The following is a 20,159-nucleotide window of genomic DNA, read 5'->3' on the forward strand; positions in this document are numbered from 1 at the left end:
GGAGACACCGCCCACCCCCTTGCAGGACTCCGCGAGCGATGTCGTGCGCTGGGCGGCATTCAGCTGCGTCCTGGTTCCCGTCGTCCTCGTGGGGTACGGGACCTCGCTGGCGGGAGCCGCGGGCTCGGCCCTCGGCCTGCTTGCCGTGACGGGGGTCTGCCGGCTGCTTCTGCGACAGTCCGAGCGGGGGGCGGCGCGGCTGGTCGACGAGCGGCGCGACGAGCCGGCGGACGAGCGCCGTGGACGGCACGGACGGACGGCTCCGGGGGCGCGCAGGAGCGGTCGGCATGCTGGTGGGTCAGCGCCGGTGGACTGACCGATTCACGCGCACCTACCCGTAACTTTTCAGCCAACTTCCTATGGCCATGCATTCCTTGGCCGAAGGGGTGCCCAACCCCGGTCCCACCAGGGCTGAAAGGCATGCGGAGGGCGCCTGAACCCTACGGGGACCGGCCACGGAGCTGAGGCGCACTTCCCAGCAACGCCCGTGAGTGCAACGCTTCGTGATCGACTGCTTCACGCCAAGTTGCCATGTCGACATAGTGCCGGGTCCTTAACTGGTCACCCCGGCAGCACGGGACGCAGTAGATTCGATCATGACTGTATTACGGCGGGGGACTGGTGGAGGACCGAGGGGAAACGTGCAGGAGCGACAGGTCCGACAGGAACGCCAAGAGCGCCGAGAACGCAGGACACGCAGAGACAGAGCACGCCAAGAACAGGGAGCCGCGACGACCGAGGGGGGCTTAGCACCATGAGCCACGACTCCACTGCCGTGCAAGAAGCCGCGTCGCGGAAACTCTCCGGACGCCGCCGCAGGGAGATTGTCGCGGTGCTGCTGTTCAGCGGTGGCCCCATCTTCGAGAGTTCCATACCGCTCTCCGTGTTCGGGATCGACCGGCAGGACGCCGGGGTCCCCCGCTACCGGCTGCTGGTCTGCGCCGGTGAAGAGGGACCGCTGCGTACGACCGGGGGGCTCGAACTCACCGCGCCACATGGCCTGGAGGCGATAGGGCGTGCGGGCACCGTCGTGGTGCCGGCCTGGCGGTCGATCACCTCACCGCCACCGCCGGAGGCACTCGACGCGCTGCGCCGCGCGCACGAAGAGGGCGCCCGCATCGTGGGCCTCTGCACCGGGGCGTTCGTGCTCGCCGCGGCCGGTCTGCTCGACGGCCGTCCGGCGACCACGCACTGGATGTACGCACCGACGCTGGCCAAGCGATATCCGTCCGTCCACGTGGACCCACGTGAGCTCTTCGTCGACGACGGCGACGTGCTCACGAGCGCGGGGACCGCGGCCGGAATTGATCTGTGCCTGCACATCGTGCGCACGGATCATGGCAACGAGGCGGCGGGCGCGCTCGCCCGCAGGCTCGTCGTGCCTCCGCGCCGGGCCGGCGGCCAGGAGCGCTATCTCGACAGGTCTTTACCTGAGGAGATCGGCGCCGACCCGCTCGCCGAGGTCGTCGCCTGGGCCCTGGAGCATCTCCACGAGCAGTTCGACGTGGAGACCCTGGCCGCGCGCGCGTACATGAGCAGGCGGACCTTCGACCGCAGGTTCCGCTCGCTCACCGGGAGCGCTCCCCTGCAGTGGCTGATCACTCAGCGCGTGCTGCAGGCACAGCGGCTGCTCGAGACCTCCGACTACTCCGTCGACGAGGTCGCGGGCCGCTGCGGCTTCCGCTCGCCCGTGGCCCTGCGCGGCCACTTCCGGCGCCAGCTGGGCTCGTCGCCCGCCGCCTACCGGGCCGCTTACCGCGCCCGCAGGCCGCAGGGGGGTGAGCGGGCACTGCTGGAATCGGCGGCGCCCGTGCCCGCCACGGCGACGGTGAACGCGGAGGGCACGGGACCCGTGCCCTCGCAGACCCGGCGTACGGCGGCCGCGAGTGCCGTCGGCCCGTCGGCCTCGCTGACCGCGGATCCGGGGAAGCCGAACTCGGATGTGTACGCGCCAGGACGTCCGCCACTGCCCGGCCAGAGGAGTGCGCCGTAGGGTAAGACGCATGAACGATCGCATGGTGTGGATCGACTGCGAGATGACCGGGCTCTCGCTGACGGATGACGCACTTATCGAGGTGGCCGCACTGGTCACCGACTCGGAACTGAACGTGCTCGGCGAAGGTGTGGACATCGTGATCCGCCCGCCGGACGCGGCGCTGGAGACCATGCCCGAGGTGGTGCGCAAAATGCACACCACCTCGGGGCTCCTCGACGAGCTGGCGGCGGGCACGACGCTGGCCGACGCCGAGGAGCAGGTCCTGACGTACGTACGTGAGCACGTCAAGGAGCCGCGGAAGGCGCCGCTCTGCGGCAACTCGGTCGGCACCGACCGCGGCTTCCTGCTGCGTGACATGCGGACCCTGGAGGAGTTCCTCCACTACCGCATCGTCGACGTGTCCTCCATCAAGGAACTCGCCCGGCGGTGGTACCCCCGGGCCTACTTCAACAGCCCGGACAAGAACGGCAACCACCGGGCACTCGCCGACATCCGCGAGTCCATCGCCGAGCTGCGCTACTACCGCGAGGCGATCTTCGTGCCGCAGCCCGGACCGGACTCGGAAACCGCGAAAACGATCGCGGCGAAGTACGTGCTGCCTGCGGAGTAACCTCCGCGGACCACCTCTGTACGGGGTCCGGGCTGCATCCTCCGGGGGCGACCCCCGGGCCCCCAGCCCCGTGACCACCCCTCGTACGGGGTCCGGAAAAACGCGTGCGCGAGCACCCCTTCGGACCCTGTACACTTTTTCTCGGCCGGTCAGAAGAACGCAGGACGACCGGACATGGTGGGTGTAGCTCAGTTGGTAGAGCACCTGGTTGTGGTCCAGGTGGCCGCGGGTTCAAGTCCCGTCACTCACCCTGAATGATCAAGGCCCGGTCCGCGAAAGCGGACCGGGCCTTCTTCGTGTCTCACCCGCGTGTCTCACCCGCGGGCGCTCAGGACGACGCCCGCTGCACCAGTTCCGTGGGCAGGACCAGCTGGCGGTGCTCCAGGCGGCGGGCCGATGCCGGGCGGTCGTCGGCGATCTCGGCGAGCAGCAGATCGATCATCGCGCGGCCCATCTCCTCGATCGGCTGGCGCACGCTCGTCAGGGGCGGGTCCATGTGGCGGGCGATCGCCGAGTCGTCGAAGCCGACCAGCGCCACGTCGTCGGGTATCCGGCGCCCGGCCTCGCGCAGGACCTGGCGGGCGCCGGCCGCCATCACGTCGGAGCCGGCGAAGACCGCGTCCACGTCCGGGAAGGCCGCGAGCAGCTCCGTCATCGCCCTGCGGCCACCCTCCTCCGTGAAGTCGCCCGGCGCGATCAGCCGCTCGTCCACGGGCCGGCCCGCGTCCGACAGCGCCGCGCGGTAGCCGTCGAGGCGGCGCTGGGCGCCGTAGACGTCCAGGCGGCCCGTGATGGTGGCTATCCGCGTGCGGCCGCGCGACAGGAGGTGTTCGACCGCGGAGTGAGCCCCTGCGAAGTTGTCGGAGTCGACCGAGGGCAGCTGCTCGTCGGCCGAGCGGCGGCCGCTGATCACCGCGGGGATCTCCAGCTGGGCGAGCAGGTCCGGCAGCGGGTCGTCGGCGTGCACCGAGACGAGCAGGACGCCGTCGACGCGGTGGGCCGCGAGGTACTGGGCCAGGCGCTGGCGCCTGCGGTCGTTCCCGGCGAAGATCAGCAGGAGCTGCATCTCCGTCTCGCTGAGCTCGGCGCCGACCCCGCGCAGGACGTCGGAGAAGTACGGCTCGGCGAAGAAGCGGGTCTCGGGTTCAGGCACGACCAGGGCGATGGCGTCGGTGCGGTTGGCGGCCAGGGCGCGGGCCGCCGTGTTCGGGACGTAACCGAGTTCGGCGACGGCGGCCTCGACGGCCGTCCGGGTCGCCTCGCTCACCCGCGGCGAGCCGTTGATCACCCGGGAGACCGTCCCGCGGCCCACTCCCGCCCTCGCGGCGACCTCCTCCAGGGTCGGTCGTCCGCCGCTGCGGCCGCGCGGTCCGTGAGCTGGCATTGTCCGCCTCCCGTCGCACTTCCCCCGGGCGAGGAATGTAGAGGAATGTAACAGCCTGATCTTCGCCGATCGGATGGGCTGCTCGCGCGGGCCTCCTCGTAACAGCCCGATAACTGAAGACATATCTCTATGTCCGGTCCCTTGACACCCCCGCTCCGAGCCACGACTCTTCAACTCATCACTTGTGGGAGCGCTCCCACAGTACCTGACACGTACACATCCCGCACGTTCCCCGCCCGAGCCGAAGAGTCAAGCAACGGGGCAAGAAGTGCAGTTGGCCGGGGGGTCGGCACGTCAGGCAACAGGAGGACGTAATGCGCACGAGTTCCCGCCGACCCGGTCGGCTGGTGGCCTTCGCGGCCGTGACCGCGCTGGCCGGCAGCCTGCTGGCCGGTTGTTCCAGCGACGACGACAGCAGCTCGGAGGGCGGCGACGGCAAGATCACGCTCAATGTGGGCACGTTCGGTGTGCTGGGTCTGAAGCAGGCCGGTCTCTACGACGAGTACGAGAAGTCGCACCCGAACATCAAGATCAAAGAGAACGTGATCGAGCGGAACGACGCCTACTACCCGAAGCTCCTCACCCAGCTCCAGTCCGGCGCGGGTGTCAATGACGTCGCCGCCATCGAGGTCAGCAACATCACCGAGGTCGTGCAGACCCAGGGTGCCAAGTTCGAGGACCTGAGCAAGGCCGAGGGCGTGGACAAGTCCACGTATCTCGACTGGAAGTGGGACCAGGCCACGACCGAGGACGGCAAGACGGTCGGCCTCGGCGTCGACATCGGCCCGACGGCGCTGTGTTACCGCAAGGACCTCTTCAAGAAGGCCGGTCTGCCCACCGACCGCGAGGAGCTCGCCAAGGAGTGGTCCGGCGACTGGGACAAGTACGTCGCGCTCGGCGAGAAGTACATGAAGAAGGCGCCGAAGGACACCAAGTTCGTCGACTCCGCTTCAAGCGTCTACAACGCGGTCTTCGCCGGTGCCACCGAGCGGTACTACGACAAGAGCGGCAAGGAGATCTACGAGAAGAGCCAGGGCCGCAAGGACGCCTGGGACGCGGCGATGAAGGTCGCGCAGGGCGACATGTCGTCCAAGCTCAAGCAGTTCGACCCGACGTGGGACCAGGGCTTCGCCAACGCCAAGTTCGCCACGGTGGCCTGCCCCGCGTGGATGGCCGGCTACATCCAGGAGAAGACGGGCCCGGAGGGCAAGGGCCAGTGGGACATGGCCAAGGCGCCCACCGACGGCAACTGGGGCGGCACCTTCCTCGGCGTGCCGAGCGCGGGCAAGCACAAGAAGGAGGCGACCGAGCTCGCCGTCTGGCTGACGCAGCCCGAGCAGCTCGCCAAGGTCTTCGCCAAGCAGGCCAGCTTCCCCTCCACCCCGTCGGCGTACGACACGCTGAAGCCGTCCCCGGCGACCAAGGCGTACTTCAATGACGCGCCCATCACGGAGATCTTCGCCGACATCGCGAAGAACACCCCCTCGGCCATCTACGGCCTGAAGGACGCCCAGATCGGTCAGTCCATCACGGACATCGGTGTGCTCCAGGTGGAGCAACAGGGCAAGTCTCCGGCGCAGGGCTGGGAAGCCGCGCAGAAGGAGATCAAGGATGTTCTGGGACAGTGACGCGCATGTCCGAGACCGCTGAGTACGCCGAGACCGCGTCCCCCGAAGAGGGGGGCGCGGCCCCGGCCGCGTCCGGGAGGCGCACGTCCTCCCCCACGTCCTCGTGGCGCAGCCGCCTGTACCGCTGGGACATAAAGGCGTCGCCGTACGTCTTCGTCGCCCCGTTCTTCCTGTTCTTCGGTGCCTTCGGGCTTTTCCCGCTGCTCTACACGGGCTGGGCCTCGATGCACCGCCTGTCGCTGACCAACCTCGACGACAGCACCTGGATCGGCCTGGAGAACTACACCAACCTGCTGCAGAGCGAGTACTTCTGGAACGCGCTCGGCAACACCTTCACCATCGGCGTCATCTCCACCGTCCCGCAGCTCTGCGTCGCCCTCGGCATCGCGCACCTGCTCAACTACAAGCTGCGCGGCTCCACCCTGTGGCGCGTGGCGATGCTCGCTCCGTACGCCACGTCGGTGGCCAGTGCCTCGCTGGTCTTCACGCTGCTCTTCGCGTGGGACGGCGGCATGGTCAACTGGCTGGCCGGGTCCATCGGCATCGATCCGATCAACTGGCGTGAATCCTCCTGGGGTTCGCAGTTCGCGGTGTCGTCGATCGTCATCTGGCGGTGGACCGGCTACAACGCGCTGATCTATCTGGCGGCGATGCAGGCCGTGCCGCACGACCTGTACGAGTCGGCGTCCCTCGACGGGGCCTCGCGCTGGCAGCAGTTCCGGCACGTCACCATCCCGATGCTGCGGCCGACGATCCTGTTCACGGTGGTCGTCTCGACCATCGGGGCGACCCAGCTCTTCGGTGAGCCGCTCCTTTTCGGCGGCACCGCCGGGTCAAAGGGCGGCGCGGACCACCAGTTCCAGACCCTTGGCCTCTATCTGTACGACCAGGGCTGGATCAACGGCCATCTGGGCCGGGCCTCGGCCGTGGCCTGGCTGATGCTCGTGATCCTGCTGCTCATCGCCGCGGTCAATCTGCTGATCGCCCGACGTCTGAGGAAGGCCCAATGAAGTCCCGCACCTCGGGCCCGACGACGGACGTCGCGTCGGACCCGCCGACCGACGTGATCACGAGCCCGAAGGCCGCTCCCGCGCCGCGCCCGAAGTCGGGCCGCCCGCTGGGGCTCAGGGCCGGGCGCACGATGCACGCGGGTCCGTGGACCTACCTCGTGCTCGCGCTGTTCACGGCCGTGTCGCTGGCCCCGCTGATCTGGACGGCGATCGCGGCGTCCCGTACGAGCGGGCGGCTCGCCCAGACACCGCCGCCCCTGTGGTTCGGCGGGAACCTCTTCAAGAACCTGGAGCGGGCCTGGGAGGAGGCGAGCCTGGGTGACGCGATGCTGAACACCACGATCGTGGCGGGCAGCATCACCATCGGCACCGTCCTGTTCTCCACGATCGCCGGATTCGCCTTCGCCAAGCTGAAGTTCAAGTTCAGCGGTCTCCTGCTGCTGCTCACGATCGGCACGATGATGGTGCCGCCGCAGCTGAGTGTCGTACCGCTCTATCTCTGGGTCGCCGACCTGCAGTGGACCAACCAGCTCCAGGCGGTGATCCTGCCGACGTTCGTGAGCGCCTTCGGGGTGTTCTTCATGCGGCAGTACCTGCTCCAGGCGCTGCCGAGCGAGCTCATCGAGGCGGCGCGGATGGACGGGGCGAGCAGCCTGCGGATCATCTGGCACGTGGTGTTCCCCGCGGCGCGGCCCGCGATGGCGGTGCTCGGCCTGCTGACGTTCGTGATGGCCTGGAACGACTTCCTGTGGCCGATCATCGCGCTGAACCAGTCGAACCCCACCGTGCAGGTGGCGCTCAACTCCCTTGGTACGGGCTATATCCCGGACCGGGCGGTGATCATGGCGGGTGCCCTGCTCGGCACCCTGCCGCTGCTCCTGGCGTTCATCCTCTTCGGCAAGCAGATCGTGAGCGGCATCATGCAGGGCGCCGTCAAGGGCTGAGGCCCGGCCGCCCGCCGATTCCTCCCCCGCCAGGGCCGAGCCGCCGCCGCCTCGGCCCTGGTCATCCGCCCATCCGCCCCTCCCTTCTTTCCCCTGTCCTTTTCCCCTTTCCATGGGAGCGCTTCCATGCCTGAATCCCTTGCCTTTCCGGCCGACTTTCTCTGGGGTGCCGCCACGTCCGCGTACCAGATCGAGGGCGCCGTACGTGAAGACGGCCGCACCCCCTCCATCTGGGACACCTTCAGCCACACGCCCGGCAGGACGGCCGGCGGCGACACCGGTGATGTCGCCGTCGAGCACTACCACCGCTACCGCGACGACGTGGCGCTCATGGCGGACCTCGGCCTGAACGCCTACCGCTTCTCCGTCTCCTGGTCGCGGGTGCAGCCCACCGGGCGCGGCCCCGCCGTCCAGCGCGGCCTCGACTTCTACCGTCGGCTCGTCGACGAGCTGCTCGCCAAGGGCATCAAGCCCGCCCTGACCCTCTACCACTGGGACCTGCCCCAGGAGCTGGAGGACGCGGGCGGCTGGCCCGCCCGCGAGACCGCCCACCGCTTCGCCGAGTACGCGGGCTTCGTCGCCGAGGCGCTCGGTGACCGCGTCGAGTCCTGGATCACGCTCAACGAGCCGTGGTGCAGCGCCTTCCTCGGCTACGGCTCCGGCGTGCACGCGCCCGGCCGCACCGACCCGGCGGCCGCGCTGCAGGCCGCGCACCACCTCAACCTCGCGCACGGCCTGGGCACCCAGGCGCTGCGTGCCGCGCTGCCGGCCCGCGCCCAGGTCGCGGTGAGCCTCAACTCCTCGGTGGTCAGGGCGGTTTCGGACAGCCCGGAGGACCAGGACGCCCGCCGCCGCATCGACAACCTCGCCAACGGCGTCTTCCACGGCCCGATGCTGCACGGCGACTACCCCGCGGACCTCCTCACCGACACCGCCCGGATCACCGACTGGTCCTTCGTGCAGGACGGCGACCTGGCCGCCGCCCACCAGCCGCTGGACGCGCTCGGCCTGAACTACTACACGCCCGCCCTCGTGTCGGCCGCGCAGAACGACCCGTCGAACGCGCGCAACGACGGACATGGCGCCAGCGACCACTCGCCGTGGCCAGGCTCCGACGACGTGGCCTTCCACCAGACGCCGGGCGACCGCACCGAGATGGGCTGGACCATCGACCCGACGGGTCTGCACGACCTGATCATGCGCTACACCCGGGAGGCGCCCGGCCTGCCGCTGTACGTCACGGAGAACGGCGCGGCCTACGACGACAAGCCCGACCCGGAGGGCCGCGTCCACGACCCCGAGCGCATCGCCTACCTGCACGGGCACTTGGCCGCCGTGCGCCGGGCCATCACGGACGGCGCCGACGTCCGCGGCTACTACCTGTGGTCCCTGCTGGACAACTTCGAATGGTCCTACGGCTACAGCAAGCGCTTCGGCGCGGTGTACGTCGACTACGAGACGCAGGCCCGCACCCCCAAGTCCAGCGCCCACTGGTACGCGGGTGTCGCGTCCAGCGGTGAGCTGCCGCGGGAGCACGTCGCGAGCTGACCCGCGGGGCCGGCAGCCCCGAGGAGCCGAGTGGCACCCTGCCACTCGGCTCCTTAAGTTGCCCGTATGCCACATAACGTCATAGAACCGGCACGGTGAGCGCCGATGGGTGTACTCCGTGACCACCCCGAGTTCGCGCTGTTCATCTGTCTCGCCCTGGGCTACCTCGTCGGCAAGGTGCGGGTCGGCCCCATCACCCTGGGCGGCATCTGCGGCACGCTGATCGTCTCGCTGCTGCTCGGCGCCTGGGCCAAGGTCGTCGTCTCCGACGACGTCAAGACGATCTTCTTCGCGCTCTTCATCTTCGCCCTGGGCTATCTCGCGGGCCCGCAGTTCTTCTCCAACCTCAACCGCGAGAGCCTGCGCTTCTTCGTGCTCTGCGGCATCGAGCTCGTCTGCGTCCTGGGCATCGCGCTCGGCCTGGCCAAGGCCTTCGACCTGGACGTCGGCACCGCGTCGGGCATCCTGGCGGGCGCGGCCACCGAGTCGGCCGTCGTCGGTACGGCGACCGAGGCCATCGGCAAGCTGGACGGCCTCACCCCGGACCAGATCACCCAGTACCAGGGGCACGTCGCCACCGCGTACACGGTCTGCTACCTCTTCGGCCTGATCACCATCGTGCTCTACACCAGCCAGATCATGCCGATGATGCTGCGGATCAACCTGCGGGACGCCTCGCGCGAGCTGTGGGAGAAGCTGCGCGGCGCGAACGGCGGTCTGGAGTCCGACGAACGCCAGGCGCTGCCGGGCATGGTCGGCCGCACCTATCTGGTGACCACGGGCGACGGCAGGACCGTCGGCGACCTGGAGGCGGAGCTCGACGGACGGGTCACCGTCGAGGCCGTCAAGCGCGGCAGCAAGGAGCTGACCCCCGCGCCCGGCCTGGCGCTCACCCTCTCCGACCTGGTCCTGGTGGTCGGCCGCCGCGCCAACGTCATCGAGTCCGGGCACCTCATCGGCCCCGAGACGCCCGGCATCCCGGGCGTCGACACCCCGCTGGCCACCGCCCAGGTCGCCGTCACCGAGAAGGCGTCGGACGGCCTGAGCGTGGACGAGCTGCAGCGCGCGCATCCCGAGTTCATCAAGGACGGGGTCTACGTCACCGACGTACTGCGCGGCGATCAGCACCTGCCCGCGGCCGGCGGCACCACCGTGCGCCGCGGTGACGTGCTCACCCTGGTGGGCGCGCGCTCGGGCCTGAACAAGCTGGTCGCCAGGATCGGCGCGGTCGTCAAGAACGACGCCACCGACTTCATCTATCTGGGTCTCGGCATCGCGGCGGGCTCCCTGCTCGGGCAGGTCGTCGTGCACTTCGGCGACGTGCCCATGTCGCTCGGCACGGGCGGCGGATGCCTGATCTCCGGGCTGCTCTTCGGCTGGTTCCGCTCCCGCAAGCAGACCTTCGGGGCGCTGCCGCCGCAGGCCGCGAACACGCTCAAGGACATGGGCCTCGCCATCTTCATCGCCTGTACGGGGCTCGTCTCGGGGCCGCAGGCCTGGCCGCTGCTCAAGGAGTACGGGGCGCTGCTGCCGTTCGCCGGGATCGCGATGGTCCTGGTGCCCGCGACGATCTCGCTGATCGTGGGCCGCAAGCTCCTGAAGATCGAGAAACCGCTCCTGATCGGTGCCATCGCGGGCCAGCAGTGCTCGACCCCGGCGATCACCTCCGTCACCCAGGTGGCCCAGAGCTCGGTCCCGCTGCTCGGCTACACGATCACCTACGCCCTCTCGAACTTCCTGCTGCCCCTGACCGGGCCCATCCTCGTCGGCGTACTGGGGGCTTAGACAGTGATCGATTTCCTCAACCGGAACATCTTCCAGCCCCACCCCGAGCTGCTCGTCTTCATCACCGTGGCCATCGGCTTCCTCTTCGGGAAGCTGCGCTACAAGGCCATCGGGCTCGGCGCGGTCACCGGCTGCCTCATCGCGGGGCTGCTGCTCGGGGCGCAGTTCAAGGTCGAGATCGACGGGACGGTGAAGAACCTCTTCTTCACGATGTTCCTCTTCGCCCTCGGCTACAAGGTCGGCCCGCAGTTCTTCCGCGGCCTGAAGAAGGACGGCCTCCCGCAGGTCCTCAACGCGGTCGTCGTCTGTGTGACCGGCCTCCTCGTCTGCTGGGCCTTCGCCGCGATGCTCGGCTACGGACCCGGGCTCTCGGCGGGACTGCTCGGCGGGGCGCTCACGCAGTCCGCCGTCATCGGTGTCGCGGGCGACGCGATCTCCAATCTGCCGGGGCTCAGCTCCGCGCAGGTCAAGAGCGAGTCGAACCTGGTCGCCATCGGGTACGCCGTGACCTATCCGCTCGGCACGATCCTCTGCGCGATGCTGCTCGCCAACGTGCTTCCCAAGCTCTACCGGCGTGACCTCGCAGCCGAATCGGCGGCACTGGCCCGCGAGTTGGACGCACCCGGCGACAATCCCGACCTGGCCGAGGGCTACTACGAGGTCGTCCTGCGCGCCTACACCATCCAGCGCCCCGACCTCGCGGGACGCACCATCGAGGACTTCGAGAACCAGCAGCGCGAGCTGGGCCGCCGGGTCTACATCACCCGCGTACGCAGAGAGGGGAACATCCTCGACCACGACCAGCGGACCGCCTTGCGGGAGGGCGACGTCGTCGCGCTGAGCGCGCTGCGCGGCTCCCTCGTCGAGTTCGACCCCCGTACGCACATCGGCGCCGAGACCGATGACGTCGAACTCCTCGGCTACCAGACCGAGTCACTGCACGTGGTGGCCTCCGAGAAGAGTCAGCTGGGCAAGAGCATCGGGGACCTGCGGCGCGAACCGTTCATGGTCGGGGTCTACGTCGACAAGCTGTACCGCTCCGGCGCCGAGTTCCCCTACCGCCTCACCACGCAGCTGGAGCGTGGCGACACCCTGATCCTCACCGGCCCCAAACGCCTGGTGGACCCGGCGGGCAAGGAGCTCGGCAAGCCCGTGCCGACGTCCTTCGCCACCGACATGATCTGGGTGGGGCTCGGCATCTTCCTCGGTGGCTGCATCGGCATCCCGGCGCTCACCGCCGGCGGCGTGCCGATCTCGCTCTCCACGTCCGGCGGCGCGCTGATCATGGGCCTCGTCTTCGGGTGGATCCGCGGCAAGTACCCGACGTACGGCAATGTCCCGCCCGGTGCCCAGTGGTTCATGGACACCCTCGGGCTCTGTCTCTTCGTCGCCGTCGTCGGCATCAACGCCGGGCCGAGCTTCACCTCCGGCCTCTCGACGGCGGGCTGGGGGCTGCTCCTGTTCGGGGCGGTCGCCACGGTGATCCCGCTGATCGTCGGCTTCCTCTTCGGCCACCACGTACAGAAGATCCGCTTCCCGATCCTGATGGGCGTCCTCGCGGGCGGCCAGACGACCACCGCGGCCATCGGCGCGATCAACGAATCGTCGCGGTCCCAGATCCCGACCCTCGGCTACACGATCCCGTACGCCGTCGGCAACGTGCTCCTGACCATCTGGGGCGCCGTCATCGTCCTGCTCCACCACTGACCCCCCGCTCCCCCACGTGAGGAACGAGCCGTGCCCAAGACCACCTTCACCCGTGCGGAAATCCAGTCGTTCGCCCAGCTCAGCCCGTTCGAGCTGAAGGACAAGTTCATCCAGATCGCCCAGACGGTGCAGGCCGACAAGCCGGGGCAGAAGGAGACCTCCAGCGTCCAGATGCTCAACGCGGGACGCGGCAACCCCAACTGGATCGCCACGGGCCCCCGCGAGGCCTTCTACGCGCTCGGCTATTTCGCCCTCTCCGAGTCCCGCCGCGTCTGGACCGCGGACGACCTGGGCGGCATGCCGGAGAAGGCGGGCTCCGGCGCCCGCTTCGACACCTTCGTACGTCAGCACCCGGACCTGCCCGGCATCGACCTGCTCCAGAAGTGCGTGGAGCACGCCATCGGGCGGTTCGGCTTCGACAAGGACGAGTTCGTGCACGAGCTGACGGACAGCTCGGTCGGCGACAACTACCCGGTGCCGGACCGGATGCTGAAGCACGCGGAGCAGATCGTGCGCGGCTATGTGGCCGACGAGATGTTCGACAAGAGGCCGCCCGCCGACAACCTGTCGCTCTTCGCCACCGAGGGCGGCACGGCGGCGATGTGCTACATCTTCGACTCGCTCATGAAGAACGGCATCCTGCACAAGGGCGACAAGATCGCCCTGATGGTGCCGGTGTTCACGCCGTACATCGAGATTCCCGAGCTCGACACGTACGAGTTCGACGTGACGTACGTCGAGGCCGGCAAGTTCGCCGAGGAGGGCGTGCGGGAGTGGCGCTACCCGGAGGAGGAGGTCGCGAAGCTCGCCGACCCCGCCATCAAGATGGTCTGCCTGGTCAATCCCTCCAACCCGCCCTCGCTCGCGCTGAGTCAGCGGGTCGCGGACCAGATCAAGCAGATCGTCGCCACCTCGAACCCGAACCTGCTGATCGTGACGGACGACGTGTACGGGACGTTCGTCGAGGGCTTCCGCTCCATCGCCGCCGACCTGCCGCGCAACACGCTGCTCGTCTACTCGTACTCCAAGCACTACGGCGCCACCGGCTGGCGGCTCGGCGTCATCGGGCTGCACGACGACAACGTCATCGACGAGCTGATCGCGGCGCTGCCGCAGGCCGAGAAGGACCGGCTGGCCAAGCGGTACGGGACGCTGACGCTCGAACCGGAGAAGATCAAGTTCATCGACCGGCTCGTCGCCGACTCACGCCAGGTGGCCCTGAACCACACCTCGGGGCTTTCGCTCCCGCAGCAGATGATCATGGTCCTGTTCTCCCTCTTCGACATGCTGGAGGAGGGTCAGGCGTACAAGCGGCGTATCCGCGCGATCGTGCAGCAGCGGCTCGAACTCCTGCTTGAGGGCGCCGAGATGAAGATCTCGGACGATCCGCACCGGGCCGGCTACTACATCGAACTCGACCTGCTCGCCGAGGCGGAACGCGTCCACGGCAAGGACTTCGCCGACTTCCTGGAGAAGAACTACGAGCCGGTCGACCCACTGTTCCGCCTCGCCGAGCAGACCCATGTGGTGCTGCTGAACGGCGGCGGCTTCGAGGGCCCCGAGTGGTCGGTGCGCGTGTCCCTGGCGAACCTGGACGACCTCGACTACCTGAAGATCGGCCACCACCTGCGGGCGATCTTCCAGGACTACGCGGCGGAGTGGCAGGCGAGCAAGGCCTGAGGCGTCAGGTATCAGGCCTGAGCATGAGGGGCGCCCCGACCGGGTGGGGGGAATGTGGGGGGACCGGTCGAGGCGCCGTGGGGGGCGGTGGTCCAGGGGACTACTTGTAGGCGCCGAACGCCTTGGTGAAGGCGAGCGGCTCCTGCTCGATCGACGAACAGGTGGGCTGCGCACCGTTGTTGGCGCCGCCCTCGCAGGCCTTGTCGCGGGTCGAGGACCACATCGCGAGCCAGCCGAGACCCTTCTCCTCGGCGAACTTCACCAGCTGCGTGGCGTCGTCGACCTTGAAGATCTCGGTGGTGACGTCGTTGACGCCGATCATCGGGGTGACCGCGACGGCCTTCCAGGCGGCCTCGTCGGACAGGTCGAGGGCGCCCTTGATCTGCTTCTGCGTGGCGGTCGCCGCGTCGATGGCGTACTGGCCCATGTCGCCGCTGTAGGAGGGCCCGTAGTCCATCGCCATGATGTTGACGGCGGAGACCTGCACGCCGTTCTTCTTGGCGTCCGCCACGAGGTCGACGCCCGGCTGGGTCAGGCCCTCGGGCATGACGGGCAGCGTGAACGAGACGTCCAGGCCCTCGTGGTCCTTCTGCAGCTGCGCGATGGCCTGGGCGCGGCGGGTGTTGGCGGCGGTGTCCGGAAGGGCCGCGCCCTCGATGTCGAAGTCGACCTTGGTCAGCTTATACTTGTCGATGACCTTGCCGTACGCCTTGGCCAGCTCGTCGGCGCTGCTGCACTTGAGGCCCAGCTCGGAGCCCGCCGCGCCACCGAAGGACACGCGTACGTCGCCGCCCTTGGCCCGCAGGGCTTCGATCTGCGAGGCGACCTTGTCGTCGTCGAGCCCGGTGGTGCCGCCCCAGAGGGGCTCGCAGCTGCCGCCTGAGGTGATGAAGGCGAGGGTGAACTCCTTGACGCCGGTCTTCTCCGCGGTGTCGACGAGGTCGTACGCGGGAGCGAGCGAGGTGTCCACGAAGGGGGCGAACTTGGCCTGGGCGGCAGCCTTGGCGGGGGCCTTCTCCGCGGGGGCCTTGGTCGCGAGGGCGGTCCCGGAGAAGAGGAAAGCGCCGCCGCCGACGAGGCCGGCGGCCACGAGCCCGCCCATGACCTTGGACCTGGTGCTCACCGTGCGCCGATGCGTGCTGCTCATCGCGTGCCTGCCTTAGCTGTGCGGGGGGGGGTGGGGGTGCCTCAGCAACTTAGCCTCGCGAGGGCGTGACATAGCGGGCAATTGGGGCTCTGCACTGGATCTTAGGGTCCGCTTAAGGGAGCGATCGGGGGCGGTTAATGGTGGGCTCCGGAGTGCTCCCGGGTGGGCCCCGGGGTGCTCCCGGGTGGGAGCCGCGGACGCCTTCCCGCCCACCGACCCGGCACCCGGAGTCAGCCCCTGGACGGGAACTACCTGCGCTCCGTTCACAGTCGGATGCGGGGTAGTCGGGTGGGTGGGCGTGAGAATATCCGCCGCGAAGCGGCGGTTCAGGGGCTAGCCCGCGCTCGGGGCACGCTTCCGGCGGCGTACGGCGGCACCCCGATGCCCCCGCCCCCCGGCGACCGGCCGCCGCCCGTCCAGCTGAATCCAGATGCGGACCTCGGTCCCGCCGAGCACGGACCGCCCGACACGGACATCACCACCGGTGGACTCCGCCAGCTGCCGCACGATGTCGAGCCCCAGTCCGGTGGACCCATCGGCCCCGGACCCCGCGCCCCGCGCCAACGCGGCCTCCGGATCGGCGATCCCCGCCCCCGCGTCCGACACCAGGACGATCACCGCGTCCTCGCCACTGTGCACGTCCACCGCGAACGCCGCCCCCTCCCGCGTGTGCCGGAAGACGTTGCCGAGCAACGCGTCCAGGGACGCGACCAGTTCGGGACGCGCCACCGGGATCCACACCGGCCGCTCCACCCCCGCGACCCGCACCTCACGCCCCTCGTCCTCCGCGAGCGCCGACCAGAAGGCCATGCGCTCCTGGATCACCTCGGACGCGTCACAGCCCGCGCCGGGCCCGACCGCGGCGGTCTGCGGCTTGGCGTCGCGTGCGGTGCGGATGATCGTGTCGACCTCGCGCTCCAGCTTCTCCACCGCGATCCGCGTCTGCTCGGCCGCGGGCCCGTCCCCCAGCGAGGCCGCGTTGAGCCGCAGCACCGTCAGCGGAGTACGCAGGCGGTGCGACAGGTCCGCCGCCAGTTCCCGCTCGTTCGCCAGGAGTTGGACGACCTGATCGGCCATCGAGTTGAACGCAACGGCGGCCAGGCGCAGTTCCTTAGGCCCCTCCTCCGGGACCCGCGCCCCCAGCTTTCCCTCCCCGAGGGACTGCGTGGCGCCCACGAGCCGCTTGGCGGGCTGCACCATGCGTACGCCGAGCCGGTCGGCCACCGCCACGGACCCGATGATCAGCGCGACGCCGACGCCCGCGAGCACCAGCCAGGCCGTGGTCACGCCGTTGCTGACGTCGCCCTCGGGCACGAAGATCTCGACCACGGCGATCTGGGTGGAGCTCAGGGCCGTCGGCTGGAGCAGCGCGAACCCGCCGTCGACCGTCGTCGTCCGGGCCCGGCCCTCCTTGCGCGTGGTCTCCACCGCGTGCGCGTCCGCCCGCCGGTCGCCGATCTCCAGGGCGGGCGCGTCGCCGACGGCCGGCACGTACACGGCCATCCGCCCCTCACCGCCCGCCTCGGACGTGGCGACGGCCCGCGTCAGCTGATCCTTGTCGGTGGTGATGGAGAGCGTGGGGCCCATGCCGGCCGCGTGCCGCTCCGCGTTCGAGAAGGCCCTGTCCCGCGCCATCTCCTGGATGACCAGGCCGAGCGGCACCGCGAAGGCCACCACGACCATCGTCGTGACGGCCAGGCACACCTTGACGAGCGCCCACCTCACAGCGGTGGCTCCAGCTTGACGCCGACACCCCGCAGCGTGTGCAGATAACGCGGCCGCGCGGCCGTTTCGCCCAGCTTCCTGCGCAGCCACGACAGATGTACGTCGATGGTCTGGTCGTCCCCGTAACTCTGCTGCCACACCTCGGCGAGCAGCTCCTTGCGCGGTACGACGACACCGGGCCGCCCCGCCAGGAAGGCGAGCAGGTCGAACTCGCGCCGGGTCAGGTCCAGGCGCGCCCCGTCCAGCTCGGCCTGGCGGCGCAGCGGGTCTATGGCGAGCCCGCCGACGCGTATCTCCCGGCTCGGCGGGGCCTCGCCCGCCGGAACGCGCGAGCGGCGCAGGACGGCGGCCATCCGCGCCGAGAGGTGCTCGACGGAGAACGGCTTGGTCAGGTAGTCGTCGGCGCCGTCGTTCAGGAGCCTGACGATCTCGGTCTCGTCGTCGCGGGCGGTGGCGATGATGACGGGAACGTCGGTGATGCCGCGCAGCATCTTCAGCGCCTCGGAACCGTCCAGATCGGGCAGTCCGAGGTCCAGGATCACCACGTCGAAACGGAAATGGGCCACCTCGCGCAGCGCCTCGAGGGCCGTGCCGACGCTGCGCACGGTGTGCGATGCCTCGGTCAGATGCCGGATGAGAGCGGAGCGTACGAACTGGTCATCCTCGACGACGAGCACACTTGCCATGGGCGGCACCGTACGCCATATGAGTGAGCCCGGTCCTCCTGGGACGCCGAGGGGCCCGGTGGTGCAGTATGGCTCGCGATGCGCAGAGGACTCATACACGCAATGGCTTGGTCGCTCGCCACGGGCGCGGCGGTCACGCTCTCCTGGTGGGGTGTCCACACGGTCATGGCGGGCACCGCCTACGACCCGCCGCGCGCCGTGCCGCTGGCCGCCGACGGCGACCGCGCCGAGCCGCTCTCCTCCTCCACGCACCGCCCGGACCCGGCGCCGACGCCGTCGCCCTCGAAGTCGACGAAGCCCCGGAAGTCCTCGAAGCCCCCCGAGAGCAAGCCGTCGAAGACGCGGACGAGCAAGCCGAGCACCCCCTCCGCCCCCGCGCCCGCACCGGGCAACGTGAAGAGCTACTCCTCCGAGGGCGGCCGGGTCGTCTTCGACCTGGGCGAGGACTCCGCGACGCTGGTGTCGGCGACCCCGGCGGCGGGCTGGTCGGTGCAGGTGTGGAAGCAGGACACCTGGATCCGGGTGGAGTTCACGTCGGGCGCCGACAAGGTCTCGGTGTTCTGCACGTGGCACGACCACGCCCCGGCCGTGGAGATCAACGAGTACTGACCGGTTGGTTCGGTGGAACGGCCGGACTTCGGAAAATCCGGCGGATCGTCCTCAGCGGAACACCGAGGGCGGCGGCGCCGGTGACGCCACCGCGCTCGCGTCCGTGACCGCCGCCGCTCCCCCGCTGAAGTCGATGAGCGCCCTGCCGTGCTCGACCCGGGCCGGATGTGAGTCCCCCGCGCTGCGCCGGGTCAGCTCGGCGATCGGCAGCGGCCGGTCGGAGGCGACGAGCACCGCGTTGCCGAAGCGCTTGCCGCGAAGGACCGCGGGGTCGGCGATGAGCGCGAGCTCCGGGAAGAGCGTGGCGGCGGTGGCGAGCTGGCCGCGCAGGTGCGCGAGCGGCGGCCCGTCGGCGAGGTTCGCGGCGTAGAAACCACCGGGCTTCAGGACCCTGCGTACGTCACCGAGGAACTCGGCGCTGGTGAGGTGGGCGGGGGTGCGGGCGCCGCTGAAGACGTCGGCGATGACGAGGTCCGCCCAGCCGTCCGCGATCTTCGCGAGCCCTTCGCGGGCGTCGGTGCCGCGCACCCTGACCCGGGCCTGCGGGTCCAAGGGCAGTTCGCGGCGCACGAGTTGGATGAGGGCCGTGTCGCGCTCGATGACCTGCTGGGTGGAGCGGGGGCGGGTCGCGGCCGTGTAGCGGGCGAGGGTGAAGGCGCCGCCGCCGAGGTGCAGGGCCTGGATCGGCTTGCCGGGCGGCGCGACCAGGTCGGCGACGTGACCGAGCCTGCGCTGGTACTCGAAGTCGAGATACCCCGGGTCGTCGAGGTCGACATGGGACTGCGGGGCGCCGTCCACAAGGAGTGTCCACGCACGCGGCCTGTCCCGGTCGGGCATCAGCTCGGCGAGCCCCCCGTCCACCTCCTCGACGACGGCTTGCGCCTCTTCCCGGGACCGCCTGTTCCTTGCCATCGGACCATTATCGGCGTACGCCCCGCGCGCGGCCCGATGACCTTGGAGAACCGGTTCCTCGCGGGCTCAGCGGCAGTTGTCGGCGGCTTCGATGGTGCGGGCCGCCTTGCCCAGTGCCTCGCGCAGGACGGCGGGGTCGGTGACCGGGTCGGTCTCGTCGGGGGGCAGCAGCCAGCCGGTGCCCGCGACCGGGGGCGGCGGGGGGACGGGGGCCGGCTCGGCGTGCGCGCGGATGCCGCGGCCGAAGGTCTGCGTACACGCGCTGCCCGGCAGGTCCCAGCACTCGGCGGTGCCGGGCGGCACCAGGAAGCCGAGGGTGTCGCAGCTCCCGTCGTGCAGGACGGGGCCGACCGCGTCGTCGCCCGCCCCGCGGCGCAGGATGTCGACCGCTTCGAGGCCCTGGCGGGCCGGCACGGTGACGAGATCGCAGAAGTCGGCGGGCTCGGAGGGCTCGGGGAACCGTACGCCCTGCTGTGGTGGTGCGCTGCGTTCCTGGGAGGGCAGGTGCCGCGCCGTGGTCAGCGACGCCCTCGATTCGCCGTTCTGCACGCCGATCTCCAACAAGGGGACCCCTCCTCGCAAGGGCGGAAGCCGCGTCGCTCCCTCTCCGCATGGTTCAACGCGGGAGGGCGTCAACAGCTACGGCGTAATGCCGCCGCAAAGGATGGCACTTCATGGCGGATCGTGGGTGAGATATCCGGTTTGTAGCCAAACTCTGCGTGCCGGGCCCATGACAGCGGGTACGTTCGTGCTCCGCCGGAACAGGGGCAGTATTGCTGAATCCGCGG

At 69.7% G+C, this 20,159-nt stretch carries 16 protein-coding genes, 1 tRNA gene and 1 pseudogene; 12 read left to right on the forward strand and 6 right to left on the reverse strand.

What is annotated here, in order from left to right:
• Positions 1-19: 19 nt before the first annotated feature.
• The 4 genes from AB0I66_RS31340 (at position 20) to AB0I66_RS31355 (ending at position 2,856) form a co-directional block, all read left to right on the forward strand.
• The gene (locus AB0I66_RS31340) at positions 20-316 is read left to right on the forward strand and encodes a hypothetical protein (protein WP_363211561.1); all 297 of its coding nucleotides are present in this window, start codon (positions 20-22) and stop codon (positions 314-316) included.
• Positions 317-754: 438 nt separating this feature from the next.
• Positions 755-1,993 carry a helix-turn-helix domain-containing protein gene (locus tag AB0I66_RS31345; RefSeq protein WP_363211337.1) on the forward strand — a complete coding sequence of 413 codons (1,239 nt, stop codon included), beginning with the start codon at positions 755-757 and terminating at the stop codon, positions 1,991-1,993.
• 10 nt (positions 1,994-2,003) lie between these two features.
• The gene (orn, locus tag AB0I66_RS31350) at positions 2,004-2,606 is read left to right on the forward strand and encodes an oligoribonuclease (RefSeq protein WP_363211338.1); all 603 of its coding nucleotides are present in this window, start codon (positions 2,004-2,006) and stop codon (positions 2,604-2,606) included.
• A 177-nt stretch (positions 2,607-2,783) separates the two neighbouring features.
• Positions 2,784-2,856: transfer RNA gene (locus tag AB0I66_RS31355), tRNA-His, on the forward strand.
• 78 nt (positions 2,857-2,934) lie between these two features.
• On the opposite strand, the gene AB0I66_RS31360 is transcribed toward AB0I66_RS31355, so the two are convergent.
• Positions 2,935-3,990, reverse strand: coding sequence for a LacI family DNA-binding transcriptional regulator (locus tag AB0I66_RS31360; RefSeq protein WP_363211339.1), 1,056 nt, complete (start codon positions 3,988-3,990; stop codon positions 2,935-2,937).
• Between the two features lie 314 nt (positions 3,991-4,304).
• On the opposite strand from AB0I66_RS31360, the gene AB0I66_RS31365 reads away from it, so the two are divergent.
• The 7 genes from AB0I66_RS31365 (at position 4,305) to AB0I66_RS31395 (ending at position 14,292) form a co-directional block, all read left to right on the forward strand.
• The gene (locus tag AB0I66_RS31365; RefSeq protein ID WP_363211340.1) at positions 4,305-5,618 is read left to right on the forward strand and encodes an extracellular solute-binding protein; all 1,314 of its coding nucleotides are present in this window, start codon (positions 4,305-4,307) and stop codon (positions 5,616-5,618) included.
• 5 nt (positions 5,619-5,623) lie between these two features.
• On the forward strand, positions 5,624-6,628 hold the full coding sequence (locus AB0I66_RS31370; protein WP_363211341.1) for a sugar ABC transporter permease: 1,005 nt from the start codon (positions 5,624-5,626) through the stop codon (positions 6,626-6,628).
• A gap of 131 nt (positions 6,629-6,759) precedes the next feature.
• Positions 6,760-7,572, forward strand: coding sequence for a carbohydrate ABC transporter permease (locus AB0I66_RS31375; protein ID WP_363211562.1), 813 nt, complete (start codon positions 6,760-6,762; stop codon positions 7,570-7,572).
• Between the two features lie 126 nt (positions 7,573-7,698).
• Positions 7,699-9,120 carry a GH1 family beta-glucosidase gene (locus AB0I66_RS31380; protein ID WP_363211342.1) on the forward strand — a complete coding sequence of 474 codons (1,422 nt, stop codon included), beginning with the start codon at positions 7,699-7,701 and terminating at the stop codon, positions 9,118-9,120.
• Between the two features lie 105 nt (positions 9,121-9,225).
• Positions 9,226-10,905, forward strand: coding sequence for an aspartate-alanine antiporter (aspT, locus tag AB0I66_RS31385; protein WP_363211343.1), 1,680 nt, complete (start codon positions 9,226-9,228; stop codon positions 10,903-10,905).
• A 3-nt stretch (positions 10,906-10,908) separates the two neighbouring features.
• Entirely contained in the window at positions 10,909-12,612 is a 1,704-nt protein-coding gene (gene aspT / locus AB0I66_RS31390; RefSeq protein ID WP_363211344.1) for an aspartate-alanine antiporter, read from the forward strand.
• 30 nt (positions 12,613-12,642) lie between these two features.
• Positions 12,643-14,292: a bifunctional aspartate transaminase/aspartate 4-decarboxylase gene (locus AB0I66_RS31395; RefSeq protein ID WP_363211345.1), complete on the forward strand. Its 1,650-nt coding sequence runs from the start codon at positions 12,643-12,645 to the stop codon at positions 14,290-14,292.
• Between the two features lie 100 nt (positions 14,293-14,392).
• Here AB0I66_RS31395 and AB0I66_RS31400 read toward each other — a convergent pair.
• The 3 genes and pseudogenes from AB0I66_RS31400 to AB0I66_RS31410 all read right to left on the reverse strand — a co-directional run.
• Positions 14,393-15,289: pseudogene (locus tag AB0I66_RS31400) on the reverse strand (chitinase); the annotation flags it as partial.
• A gap of 483 nt (positions 15,290-15,772) precedes the next feature.
• Positions 15,773-17,164 (reverse strand): HAMP domain-containing sensor histidine kinase, encoded by a 1,392-nt coding sequence (locus tag AB0I66_RS31405; RefSeq protein WP_363211346.1) that lies wholly within the window; start codon positions 17,162-17,164, stop codon positions 15,773-15,775.
• Positions 17,161-17,850: a response regulator transcription factor gene (locus AB0I66_RS31410; RefSeq protein WP_363211347.1), complete on the reverse strand. Its 690-nt coding sequence runs from the start codon at positions 17,848-17,850 to the stop codon at positions 17,161-17,163. The genes AB0I66_RS31405 and AB0I66_RS31410 overlap by 4 nt, the downstream gene beginning before the upstream one ends.
• A gap of 78 nt (positions 17,851-17,928) precedes the next feature.
• Here AB0I66_RS31410 and AB0I66_RS31415 point away from each other — a divergent pair, with 78 nt between their 5' ends.
• On the forward strand, positions 17,929-18,459 hold the full coding sequence (locus tag AB0I66_RS31415; protein ID WP_363211348.1) for a hypothetical protein: 531 nt from the start codon (positions 17,929-17,931) through the stop codon (positions 18,457-18,459).
• 51 nt (positions 18,460-18,510) lie between these two features.
• Here AB0I66_RS31415 and AB0I66_RS31420 read toward each other — a convergent pair whose 3' ends face one another.
• Entirely contained in the window at positions 18,511-19,371 is an 861-nt protein-coding gene (locus AB0I66_RS31420) for a fused MFS/spermidine synthase (RefSeq protein WP_363211349.1), read from the reverse strand.
• Positions 19,372-19,437: 66 nt separating this feature from the next.
• Positions 19,438-19,935: a hypothetical protein gene (locus AB0I66_RS31425; RefSeq protein WP_363211350.1), complete on the reverse strand. Its 498-nt coding sequence runs from the start codon at positions 19,933-19,935 to the stop codon at positions 19,438-19,440.
• Between the last annotated feature and the right edge of the window lie 224 nt (positions 19,936-20,159).

It is taken from the genome of Streptomyces sp. NPDC050439, assembly GCF_040655335.1.
Lineage (GTDB): Bacteria > Actinomycetota > Actinomycetes > Streptomycetales > Streptomycetaceae > Streptomyces.